The following is an 11,522-nucleotide window of genomic DNA, read 5'->3' as shown; positions in this document are numbered from 1 at the left end:
CGATCGACCGCAGGCCGGCTCCTGTGGTTTCAAAGGGTGCGGCCGAGGGAGGAAAGAGGGACAATGCAGACCGTTGGCAGCGGCCAGTATCAGGAGATCCGGGACGCGGTGCGTGCCTTGTGCGCCGATTTCCCGGCCGAGTACCACCGCAAGGTGGACGAGGCGCGGGCCTATCCGGAAGCCTTCGTCGATGCCTTGACCAGGGCCGGCTGGATGGCCGCGCTGATCCCCGAGGAGTACGGCGGCTCCGGCCTCGGCCTCACGGAGGCGTCCGTGATCATGGAGGAGATCAACCGCGCGGGCGGCAATTCCGGCGCCTGCCACGGCCAGATGTACAACATGAACACGCTGGTGCGGCACGGCTCGGAAGAACAGCGCAACCGCTACCTGCCGAAGATCGCAGCCGGCGAATTACGCCTCCAGTCCATGGGCGTCACCGAGCCCACCACCGGCACCGACACCACACGGATCAAGACCACGGCAGTGAAGAAGGGTGACCGCTACATCATCAACGGCCAGAAGGTCTGGATCTCCCGCGTCCAGCATTCCGACCTGATGATCCTGCTCGCCCGCACCACCCCCCTCGACCAGGTGAAGAAGAAGTCTGAAGGCCTCTCCATCTTCATCGTGGATATCAAGGAGGCTATGACCAAGGGGATGACGGTCCAACCCATCCTCAACATGGTGAACCACGAGACAAATGAGCTGTTCTTCGACAGTCTGGAGATTCCGGAAGAAAATCTCATCGGCGAGGAAGGCCAAGGCTTCAAATACATCCTCACCGGCCTCAATGCCGAGCGCACGTTGATCGCCGCCGAATGCATCGGCGACGGCTACTGGTTCGTCGACAAGGTGACTGCCTACGCGAACGAGCGGGTCGTGTTCGGCCGCCCCATCGGCCAGAACCAGGGCGTGCAATTCCCCATCGCGGAGGCCTTCATCGAGGTGGAGGCGGCCAATCTCATGCGCTTCGAGGCCTGCCGGCTCTATGACGCCCACCAGCCCTGCGGAACCCAGGCCAACATGGCGAAGTATCTCGCCGCCAAGGCCTCATGGGAAGCGGCCAACGCCTGCCTCCAGTTCCACGGCGGCTTCGGCTTCGCCTGCGAATACGACATCGAGCGCAAGTTCCGCGAGACGCGCCTCTACCAGGTCGCACCCATCTCCACCAACCTCATCCTGAGCTATGTTGCCGAGCATGTGCTCGGCCTGCCGCGCTCGTTCTGACGAGGCCGAAATTGGAACAGGTTCCTCATCGTCCGGCGCCGTTGCCGCTGGCCGGCCTCGTGGTTGTCGCCATCGAGCAGGCGGTGGCCGCCCCCTTCTGCACCGCCCGCCTCGCCGATGCCGGCGCCCGGGTCATCAAGGTCGAGCGCCCGGAGGGAGACTTCGCCCGCGGCTATGACGACGTGGCCAATGGCCAGTCGAGCTATTTCGTCTGGCTCAACCGGGGCAAGGAGAGCTTCGCCATCGACCTCGCCTCGCCGGAGGGCCGGGCGGAAACGGAGGCGCTCATCGCCGGTGCCGACGTGCTGGTGCAGAATCTGAAGCCCGGCGCGCTGGAGCGCCTCGGCCTCGGTCGGGAAAAACTCAGGGCCGCCCACCCGCGCCTCATCATCTGCTCCATCTCCGGCTATGGCGACGAGGGCCCGCTGGCGGACCGCAAGGCCTATGACCTTCTGGTCCAGGCCGAAAGCGGGCTCGCCTCGCTCACCGGGGGACCGGAGGCACCGGCCCGCGTCGGCTTCTCGGTGGTGGACATCGCAACGGGCGCGAGCGCCCATGCCACCATTCTCGAAGCCCTCATCTCCCGCGCTGCAACGGGCCAGGGGGCGGACATCCGCGTCTCCATGTTCGACGTGACGGCCGAATGGCTCACCGTCCCCCTGCTGCAGCACGAGGGCGGAAAGCCGCCGCGCCGTATGGGCCTCGCCCATCCTTCCATCGCCCCCTATGGGCTGTTCGATACGCGCGACGGGTCGCAGATCCTGATCTCCGTGCAAAGCGACCGCGAATGGGTGGCATTCGCGCGGCATGTGCTCGAAAGGCCCGAGTTCGCGCAGGACCCGCGCTTCGCCACCAACATCGCCCGCTGCGAGAACCGCACGCAGACCGACGCCGCCGTCGCGGACGCCTTCGCCGCGCTCGATGCGGCCCTTGCGGCGCAACGGGTGGAGGCGGCCGGCGTCGCCTTCGCCTTCATCAACGACATGGCCGGGCTCTCGGCCCATCCGCACCTGCGCCGGATCTGCGTGGAGACGCCGGCCGGTCCGGTCCGCCTGCCCGCGCCGGGGCCGATCTTTGTGGACGCGCCGCGCAGCTATGGGCCGGTGCCGGCCATTGGTGCCCACACGCCTGAAGAGGAGAAGGCGCGATGACGGATGCGGCGACCCTCGACATTGATGATCTGCGCCGGTGGATCGGCCGGCGCGAGGAGGCCTCGGAGCGCGCCACGGCGGATCTCGTGCGCCGCTTCCGCGCCACCTTCGACGACGACCCCGGCGACGTGGCGGTAGGCGCGGCGGCCCCTCGCATGCTGCACTGGTGTCTCGCCCTGCCGGCGGTGCAGACCCGTGCGCTGGGGTCGGATGGGCACCCGGCCCGCGGCGGGTTCCTGCCGCCAGTGCCGCTGCCCCGCCGCATGTGGGCGGGCGGGAGCCTCGCGTTCACCGGCGACATCGCGGTGGAGGACGAGGTGCGCCGCGTCTCCACGGTCACGGACGTGCAGGTGAAGCATGGCCGCAGCGGCTCCCTCTGCTTCGTGGCCGTCGGGCACGAGATTTGGTCGGGGGAACGCCTGGTGATCAGCGAAGTGCAGGACATCGTCTACCGTGCGGCCGGCCGCATGGCGACGTCCGCTCCGGGGATTGCGCCCGCGACCGAGGGACGACATTGCCGGTCGGCCGACACCTCCGCGCCGATGCTGTTCCGCTATTCCGCTCTGACCTTCAACGGGCACCGCATCCACTACGACCATCCCTATGTGACGCAGGTGGAGGGCTATCCCGGCCTCGTGGTCCATGGTCCGCTCCAGGCCACCTGGCTCTTGCGGTTCGCGACCGACATCCACGGCACGCCGCCGGCGCGCTTCACGTTCCGGGGCCACTCCCCCGTGTTCGACGATGCGCCGCTGATGCTCCATGCGGAGGAAACGGCCGAAGGGCTCAGCCTCTGGACCGCCCGGCCCGGCGGCCCCGTCGCCATGAGCGCGGAGGCCGCGTGGTGATCGCCGACATCATCGTCCCCCTCTTCGTGCCGGCGCATCGGCCCGAGCGCTTCGCGAAGGCCGCCGCCGCGCACCCCGATGCGGTGATCCTCGATCTGGAGGACGCTGTGCCGGCCGAGGCGAAGGAGGCGGCGCGGGCCGCGATGAATTGCGCCTTCACCGACCTGCCGGTTCTGGTGCGCGTGAATGCGGCCGGAACCGCGTGGCATGCGGCGGACCTCGCCGCCGTGGCGCGGCTCCAGCCGGCCGCCGTCCTGCTGCCCAAGGCGGAGGATTTCAACGTCGTGAGCCGCGTGGCCGACGCTGTTGGTCCGGTGCCGGTGGTGGCCTTGATGGAAACAGCGCGGGGGCTTGCCGTCGCACGCGCGCTCGCCGCCCATCCGGCGGTGGCGCGGCTGGCCTTCGGCTCGGTGGACTATTGCGCGGATCTCGGTTGCGCCCATGTGCCCGAGGCCTTGTTCGCGGCCCGTTCAGAACTGGTGCTGGCATCCCGTCTCTCCGGCTTGCCGGCGCCGATCGACGGGGTCACGACCGCTCTCGACGATGCTGCGGCGGCTGCGGACGACGCGCGCCGCGCCCGCACGCTGGGACTCGGCGGCAAGCTCGCCATCCATCCACGGCAGATCGCCCCCATTCGCACCGGCTTTGCGCCGGATGCGACGGAGATCGCCTGGGCGGAGCGGGTTCTGGCAAGCGGCGCTGGGGCCGTTTCCGTCGATGGCTCGATGGTGGACGAACCAGTCCGCATCCGCGCCCGCGCCATTCTCGCGCGGCGGGGCGGTGCCGCCGGCTAGAAGCCGGGCCGCACGTCGTCATGACGTTGTGCCGCGGCCCGCCCAGGCGGACGCCTTGCGACACGGGCTCCGACTGGAAGGACCGCCAGGGGCCGCTCGCCGTTCGCACAGGCAGCCCGCCTATCGCTACTGCCGGTGAAGAGTGTCTTCATTGGCCTTGCTCTAATATTTCGACGGCCGAGACCGAAATCAGATCTCGTGCCCTAGTGAAAGCGGGGCCCATGCGAGGATTTGATATGACATTCTTCAAGCAAGGCCTCATGGCCGTCGCCCTTCTCGGCACCGTCTTTGTGCCTTCAGCGCAAGCCGAGCCGCAGCCCGAGGGGACGAGATATGTTCGCATGTCGTTCAGTGATGGACGCCCGGATGCCATCGGTCTCGACGCGGTCAACGCGCATCTCTTGAAGGTCGGTGTCCGGGTCTCGGAAGTGCCGATCCCGGAAAGCGCCCGATCGCTTATCGAGACATCCAGGATGCGGAGCCTCGATGCGCAGGAGCAGGGGCGTCTGCTGTCCATTTTCGCGCTCGACCGCCAGGCTCTTCTCCGGGAGATCGATCAGGCGGGACGGCAGTCAGCGGTGAAGGACGGGGGATCTCTCACCACGTCGGAGGAAGGGGTGCCGCCCTATCCGAAGATCTACGACATGAAGGCTCTGGGCCCCGACACCGTGGCGTTCCTGATGAAAAAGTTCGGACGCTTGCACGTGAATCGCACGGATGCCGGTCAGGCTATCGACGAGGTTATGACGATCATCTCGGGCGGGCCCTACACCTGGTTCTTCGTTCTCGAAGACGGGACCGTGGCGAAGGTTCGCTTCAGCGCGGTCGCCGAAGCCGACAAGGGGTGGCGGATCAGCTACCCGGGGCTGGTGCCGCACGGTGGCTACTTCGACGCGAAGCATGGTCTCGTGGTCGCCTACGCCCACGGCCCCGAGCAATTCGTCATGCGCTATGAGGATGTGAGCTCACGTGCCTCGGGGTGCTTGGGCGACAATCCGTGGATCGACTTCGAAGCCGCGCCTCCGAAGCTCCTTGAGCGCGCGAAGAACGGCACCCGTTAGCCGCATCAGAAGCACGCACGCGCCGATCATCTCAAGGGCGCGTGCGTGTCTGGGCGCTCCGCCACGCTAACGCGCCGCACAAAACTCAGAAAAAGGTTTTGTCCTCGGTGCGCGCCGCCAATTCTTCCGCTACGACATCGAGGATCGCCCGAAGCTTGGGCGCAATGTGGTGTCGTGACGGATAAATTGCATAAACGGATGCAGCGGGGAGCATCCAATCGTCGAGGACGATCCGCAGACGGTCTTCTTTTAGATCCCTGTCGACATAAAGGCGTGGCAGGAGGGCGATGCCGAGCCCTCCGAGGGCTGCGTCCCGAACCGCCAGGCTGGAATTCGTGAAGAAGCGACCGGGCACGGCCACGCCGATACTTTCTCCGGCCCTACTGAAACGCCATTCCGCCGCATGATCCGACAACACATAGGTGAGACACTCGTGTCGCCTTAGATCTTCCGGCCGGCCGGGCGCCCCACAGGCTTCGAGATAGGTCGGAGCCGCGCAGACGACATGCGGCAGGTCCATCAGCTTTCGCGCCATCAGACTGGAGTCCTCAAGCTGGCTGCTGCCGCGTATGGCAAGGTCGTAGCCCTCTTCAACGATGTTGGTCTTGCCATCGTCCAGGTCGAGCCGCATCGATAACCCAGGATAGGTCTGCAACAACCGAGCGGGTAGCCGGCCAAGACAATGGAGCGTGAGAGATTGGGGCGCGGTCACACGCAGAACACCTGTCGGCGAGGTGTTCAACGCACCAACCATCTCATCGGCTTCTTCCAGACCATCCAGAAGCGGCGAGATGCGGTCAAAGTATGCGGTGCCGGCCTCGGTCAGGCTGAGGCGCCGGGTCGTGCGGTTGAACAGGCGCGCTTTAAGATGGTCTTCCAGCTCGGAGATGTTCTTGCTGATCGCAGCGGGCGACAGGCCTAGGCGCCGACCTGCTTCGGCGAAACTCTCCAGCTGAGCAGCTGTTTTGAACACTTTCAGAGCAGTTAGTCGGTCCATTGTGTCAGTCGCTCCGAAAGAAGGCGTCCGGTGGCCGCCCGTCAGTCATTGATATGAGGCTCGGCCGCGGCGCCCGCTTAACCTTGCCGCACAGCGCCGCACCCGCCAGCGAGGAATTCGCGAGTGATCTTCCCCCGAAAAAGTGGACGGGGTTATGCCGCTCTACGTTCCATCTGGGCCGGGCTGATGTAGCCGAGCGCGGAGTGCAGGCGGCGGGAATTGTAGAAGCCCTCAATCTATCCGAGCAGGTCCCGTCTTGCCTCGGCGTTCGTGGCATAGAGTCGATGATGGACCCGCTCGGTTTTCAGCGTGTGGAAGAAGCTCTCCATGGGGGCATTGTCCCAGCAATCGCCCCTGCGGCTCATGGATGGGGTGATGCTCGCGGTAGCAAGCGCCCCGCGGTAGGCCTCGGCAGCATATTGGGCGGATTCAATCGGTCGACGCAACAGTTGTGTTCCATCCTATTCTAATCACTGGTCAAGTGCTTCGGCTGAGCTCTTCCAGCCGAGGGTTTTTCGGGGCCTTGCGTTGAGGGTTGCCGCAACGGCGGCGATCGTTTCTGCACTGTGTGCGCTCAGATCCGTACCCTTTGGAAAGTACTGGCGCAGCAATCCATTCGTGTTCTCATTGGTGCCATGCTGCCACGGACTCTGAGGATCGCAGAAGTAGATCTGGGTGCCGGCGCGGCGCATCAGCCGCTCGATCCGGGAACGGCCCACGCGCCGACCATGCCCTCGCAGCACTGCATGGATCCGGGGGGCACCATAGGTCCCGCTGCTCTCCGCGTGGATCAGCCGGATGTCATCGGTGAGCGCCCGGTCAGCCTGTGCGCGCAAGCTCTCCGGACGGGCACGCCAAGCACAATGGCCGCTGGCGGACAGCCCCAAGGCCGAGCACATCACACTGACCGGCCACACAGCGCGATGCTCATCGTCGAACCCGAACTTCATCGGGAGGCCGCTCCGAAGATGAGCAAGGCCTTTTTTCGAGATGTCGCGCTCCATCCGTAGGCGTTCGTTCTCCCGCCTGAGCCGGGCATTCTCGGCAGCCAGATCTGCCGGCGACGGGGCCGCCGCCTGCGGGATCGGGCGCCGCGCCGGCTCCGTCGCCTGGGGGGCGAGGTCTCTCACCCACCGGCGCAGCACCGTCTCGTGCGGCCCCAGTTCCTGCGCCACCTGTGAGGTGAAAAGGCCGCTGGAGGCCACCCGCTCAACCGCCTCCCGCTTGAACGCCCCTGGAAACACCCGACGCCGTGCGCCCATCGAACACTCCGGTGAAGCTCATAAAAGCTAACATGGGTGTCCACCAAAACGGGGGAGGATCATCGCCACGATGCAGGGCGATTGCGCAGTCAATAGCTGGATCAGTTTGGCGCAGGACACCGTCCGGTTGAACAGAACCGCCCGCCCCGATCCGTGCCGCAGACCTGGAAGCTCCGCTTGGCCAGGTCGATCGCGAGGACATGAACATCGGCATGTGCTCCTCCCATGCAAGCGCCGCGAAAGCGCTGCGCAGACATCTACGACGCCGGCCGGAGGGGGCATCCAACCCATCAGTTTAGTGCGTTCTTGCGGCGGCGGATATGCCAGTTCAGCAGGTGTACCAGCGCGACAATGCTCACGCCGATGACGGTCAGGCCGGTTTCGAGCACTGGCACGGATTCGCTCAGGACACCGAAGGCCACAATACCTTGGCCGAGCACGCCGAGCACCACGAGCAATACCTTGCCATGATCCTTCAGGCCCTGTCGCAAGGCGATGAGGCTGAGGGGGATGGCCGCCGCCAGCAGCACGACGTGAATGTATTCCGGCAGCTCGATCTCATAAGCGAGAAGCGGAAACAGGAGGATGAGCAAAGGCGGGACGATGCAATGTAGCAGGCACAGCAGAGATACCGAAGTGGCGGCGATGTCCACCCACGGCCGACGCAGCCATGCGGTCAGCACCGAAAGCGGCGAGGAATTGGTCTGGGGCGTGTCCGTCATGTCCGTGTCTCGTCGGATTAGGGGCTATTGAGGGGTGCCGGCATCGCCCGCATCGTCGCTTCTCTCGTAGAGAAGATCGACCATGGCGGCTCGCAGTGCGAGGTAGCGCGGGCTCGACTGGATGGACTGACGCGAGCGGGGGCGCGCCACGTCGATATCGAACACGCCGCGGATCCGTCCGGGATTGGCGCCGAGGACCACCACAGTGCTCGCGAGCAGGATCGCCTCGTCCACATCGTGGGTGACAAAGAACACCGTCTTCGCCGCGCCCGACGGGGTCTGCCACAGGGCGAGGAGATGTTCCTGCAGATGCGCCCGCGTCACCGCGTCCAGGGCGCCGAAGGGCTCGTCCATGAGCAGCAGGGGCGGATCGGTGGCGAAGGCGCGGGCGATGGCCACGCGCTGGCGCATGCCGCCGGACAATTGCGAGGGCAGCTTGTCGAAGGCGCCTTCCAGGTGGACGCGGCCGAGCTGCGCGCGTGCGTCCTCCACGTGGTCCCGCCGGCGGCGGTCCGGGAAGGCCTGCTCCAGGGCGAAGACGAGGTTCTCGCCTGCTGTGAGCCAGGGAAAGAGCGAATAGTCCTGGAACACCACGCCGCGATCAAGGCCCGGCCCCGACACCGCCGCACCGCCGATAAGGATGCTGCCGGCATCCGGCCGCTCAAGCCCGGCGATGAGGCGCAGCAGCGTGCTCTTCCCGCAGCCGGACGGGCCCAGCAGGCAGACGAAGTCACCACCTTCCGCCGTGATGTTGACGCCGCGCAGCACGAGATTGCCGCGATAGGCGAAGGAGAGGTTCTCGATTTCGACGCACTTGGTCACGGCTTTTCTCCTTCAACTGCGCCAGCGCAGGAGGTGGCGTTCAAGCCGCTCGGTGGCGAGGGTGATCGCTACCACGACGATGCCGATGAAGATGATGCCCACGACCACCCGGTGATAATCGGCAAAATCGGAGAAGTAGTGCACATACCATCCGATGCCCGAATTGGCGCCGATGACCTCCGCCGCCGTCAGCAGCAGGAAGGAGAAGCCCAGGGCAAGGGAGGCGCCGGTGCAGATCGAGGGCAGGGCGGCCGGCAGCACGACGCGCAGGAGCATCTTGCGGGTGCTGAGGTTGAGGACCCGCCCGGAATCGATCAGGCCCTTGGGCACGTTGAAGACGCCCGCCACCGTATTTATGAAGATCGGCCAGAAGGCGCCGATGAAGATCACCACGATGGAGGCGCTCTTGAACGACGGCAGGACGTGGACGATGTAGGGAATGAAGACCACCGGCGGTATGGTGCCGAGGATCTTTGTGAACGGGCTGACGGCGTGATGCAGCCGCGTATGCCATCCCACATACAGGCCCAGCGGCAGCGACAGCGCGAGCGCGGCTCCGAACCCCGATACGAGAAGGATCAGGGAGGATCTGAGGCAGTAGAGCAGATCCGGCAGCTCCTTCACGAACAGCCGGAGCGTCAGTTCGGGGGGCGGAAACAACATCGGGTCCAGGGCGGCAAAGTGGGCCGTCGCGAGCTGCCAGGCGAGAAGAATAGCGTAGAGGATCGCCGCGACGTCGCACACCGACTGGCGTGCTACGTCTGAACCGGCCAGCCGCCACCGGGCCAGCGCGACCACGCCGACGCCGACGGCGAACAGGACGAGGTAAAGGGGAAACCCCTCCTCAGATCCGGGCCAGGCGCTGGCTAGGAGCAGGCCGGCCAAGATCGCACCCGCCGGCAGGGTCTGGGACCAGTGCAGGCCTGCCGGTGCGCCCCGTCCCGGCCCAAGGGCTGCGGGCCGTGTGCCGGGGTGGGCGCCGCCGGCTCGGATTTGCGTGGAGGACAAGACCAGCACCTCAGGCGTTGTTGGCGGCGTAGAACGTGGCGAGTTCCGCGAAGACCTTGTCGTTGGGCTCGCGGGCGATGACCGAGTTGAGCGCCGCCTTGTAGACGTCGACGTCGATATGCTTGGCGACGGGGTAGTCCTTCGCGGCCACATAGTCCGCGTCGACCATGGCCTGCCAGAAATCCAGCGTGCCCTTGCGCAGGGGATCGGGATGGGAGGCGAATGCCTTGCGGGTATAGGTGTCGCGACGGATGATGGCCTCGTCCAGCTTGAGCGAGGTGGTGAAGATGCGCACCGTCTCTTCCGGATCGGTGGAATAGACCTTGTAGGCGCGGATCAGCCCCTTGAGATAGGCTTGGTATTCGCCCTTGCGGCTCTCGAAATCGGCCGTGTTGGCCGTCAGGCGGCAGCAGGTATAGTTGGCGTAGAAGTCCTCGATCAGGTTGGAGACGACGAGCCCCTGCTTTTCCGCCAGCGTGAAGTGCGGGGAGAAAACGAGGCCGACGTCCACCTCCCCCTTCTTCACCGCCTCCACCACCACGCCGGGGGACGGCAGCTCTATCCGGACGATATCCTTCTTCGGATCGATGCCCGCCTTCTTCAGCGCGCCGCTGAACACCACGTCGCCGGTGGAAAGCCGCACGAGGCCGAGCTTCTTGCCGCGATAGCTTGCGATGTCCTTTAGTCCGGCCGCCGTTTCCGGTCGGGCGATGAGCGCCTGTCCGCCGATCATCATGCCGCCGAAGATGGTGAAGGGCGTGCCCTGCGAGATGAAGAGGAGGGGCGCGGCTGAGCCGAACGTACCGATGTCCAGCTGTCCCGACTTGAGCGCGGTCAGGCCCTCGCCCGCCGACTTGAACTGCAGTAGCTCGACATCCAGGCCTTCGTCCTTGAAGTAGCCCTTCTCCTTGGCGATGAAATGAAGACCGTGGGCCGGCTCGGCGATGTAGCCAACGCGGAACTTGCCGCTCTCGGCCGCGTGGGCCTGCCGACGGAAGACTGCAGGCGTGAGCGCCGCGACCAGACCCGCAGCAGCAGCGGCAAGCACCGAACGGCGCTGGCGGTCGACGCCGGGCGAATCTGCCTGCGCGGACGCCTTGGCAAACGCTTCGATGTCATTGTTGTTGCAGGCTTCGCACATGGGGGAAACTCCATCATCGGGCAAGATCGTGATCCACGCCAGCAACGGCGGGTGGGTGATGTTTTATATTTAATCTATTTATTTAATTGAAAAAGCAACGGGGCAATTTGGCCTAAGTTGCCGTCGCGCGCGTTTCAGCGCTCTCTCGCAGGTCAGGCGCGCATCGGACCATCAGGTGGAGGACGCAGTTGCCGACGCCGCAGGAGGCCATGCATCCGCTTGACCGGGGAGCAAAGCCGCAGTCGACGCGTCATCCAACGGAGCCGCCGGACGTGCGTCAGCGGCATCTGCGTATCGAATGCGGTTGAGGCGATGGAACACGCGCGGGATGGGCTGGAGTTCGAGCCGTCAAGACGCGATCTCGTCAGTGAGTGTGCGTGTTCTCTACGTGTGAACCGGAGTTCACGCCGCTCGAAAACGCGCCCCACCCGACTGAAGCCTCGACAAAAGCAGAATAATCAAATTTATAATTTTGCCTTCGATTTTATA

The 11,522-nt window shown here is 65.4% G+C and carries 10 protein-coding genes and 3 pseudogenes; 5 read left to right on the top strand and 8 right to left on the bottom strand.

What is annotated here, in order from left to right:
• Positions 1-63 precede the first annotated feature (63 nt).
• From EJ105_RS22060 to EJ105_RS22040, 5 genes are all read left to right on the top strand, one after another.
• Positions 64-1,227, top strand: a complete 1,164-nt coding sequence (locus EJ105_RS22060) for an acyl-CoA dehydrogenase family protein (RefSeq protein WP_029557397.1) — start codon at positions 64-66, stop codon at positions 1,225-1,227.
• Positions 1,228-1,238: 11 nt separating this feature from the next.
• Complete coding sequence (locus tag EJ105_RS22055) at positions 1,239-2,378, top strand: CaiB/BaiF CoA transferase family protein (protein WP_250168026.1); 1,140 nt, start codon at positions 1,239-1,241, stop codon at positions 2,376-2,378.
• Entirely contained in the window at positions 2,375-3,226 is an 852-nt protein-coding gene (locus EJ105_RS22050; RefSeq protein ID WP_250168025.1) for an HTD2 family dehydratase, read from the top strand. Before EJ105_RS22055 ends, EJ105_RS22050 begins: the two co-directional genes overlap by 4 nt.
• On the top strand, positions 3,220-4,020 hold the full coding sequence (locus tag EJ105_RS22045; protein ID WP_250168024.1) for an HpcH/HpaI aldolase/citrate lyase family protein: 801 nt from the start codon (positions 3,220-3,222) through the stop codon (positions 4,018-4,020). Before EJ105_RS22050 ends, EJ105_RS22045 begins: the two co-directional genes overlap by 7 nt.
• A gap of 236 nt (positions 4,021-4,256) precedes the next feature.
• Complete coding sequence (locus EJ105_RS22040; protein ID WP_250168023.1) at positions 4,257-5,081, top strand: hypothetical protein; 825 nt, start codon at positions 4,257-4,259, stop codon at positions 5,079-5,081.
• An 85-nt stretch (positions 5,082-5,166) separates the two neighbouring features.
• Here the strand turns inward: EJ105_RS22040 and EJ105_RS22035 are convergent, their stop codons facing one another.
• From EJ105_RS22035 to EJ105_RS22000, 8 genes and pseudogenes are all read right to left on the bottom strand, one after another.
• A complete protein-coding gene (locus tag EJ105_RS22035; protein ID WP_250168022.1) occupies positions 5,167-6,078 on the bottom strand; it encodes a LysR family transcriptional regulator in 912 nt (303 codons plus the stop codon).
• A 152-nt stretch (positions 6,079-6,230) separates the two neighbouring features.
• Positions 6,231-6,503, bottom strand: a pseudogene (locus EJ105_RS27875) (integrase core domain-containing protein); the annotation flags it as partial.
• 45 nt (positions 6,504-6,548) lie between these two features.
• Positions 6,549-6,776, bottom strand: a pseudogene (locus tag EJ105_RS28130) (IS30 family transposase); the annotation flags it as partial.
• Positions 6,752-7,340, bottom strand: a pseudogene (locus EJ105_RS28125) (transposase); the annotation flags it as partial. The pseudogenes EJ105_RS28130 and EJ105_RS28125, both read right to left, overlap by 25 nt.
• A gap of 290 nt (positions 7,341-7,630) precedes the next feature.
• Positions 7,631-8,062 carry a MerC domain-containing protein gene (locus EJ105_RS22015; RefSeq protein WP_051679069.1) on the bottom strand — a complete coding sequence of 144 codons (432 nt, stop codon included), beginning with the start codon at positions 8,060-8,062 and terminating at the stop codon, positions 7,631-7,633.
• A gap of 24 nt (positions 8,063-8,086) precedes the next feature.
• Positions 8,087-8,884 (bottom strand): ABC transporter ATP-binding protein, encoded by a 798-nt coding sequence (locus EJ105_RS22010; protein WP_250168021.1) that lies wholly within the window; start codon positions 8,882-8,884, stop codon positions 8,087-8,089.
• A gap of 12 nt (positions 8,885-8,896) precedes the next feature.
• Complete coding sequence (locus EJ105_RS22005; protein WP_250168020.1) at positions 8,897-9,769, bottom strand: ABC transporter permease; 873 nt, start codon at positions 9,767-9,769, stop codon at positions 8,897-8,899.
• A gap of 133 nt (positions 9,770-9,902) precedes the next feature.
• Positions 9,903-11,033 carry an ABC transporter substrate-binding protein gene (locus EJ105_RS22000; RefSeq protein WP_250168019.1) on the bottom strand — a complete coding sequence of 377 codons (1,131 nt, stop codon included), beginning with the start codon at positions 11,031-11,033 and terminating at the stop codon, positions 9,903-9,905.
• Positions 11,034-11,522: the final 489 nt, after the last annotated feature.

This window comes from Xanthobacter aminoxidans (assembly GCF_023571765.1).
GTDB lineage: Bacteria > Pseudomonadota > Alphaproteobacteria > Rhizobiales > Xanthobacteraceae > Xanthobacter > Xanthobacter aminoxidans.
Note: the sequence above shows the minus strand (reverse complement) of the source record. Positions and strands in the feature narration are given on the sequence as shown.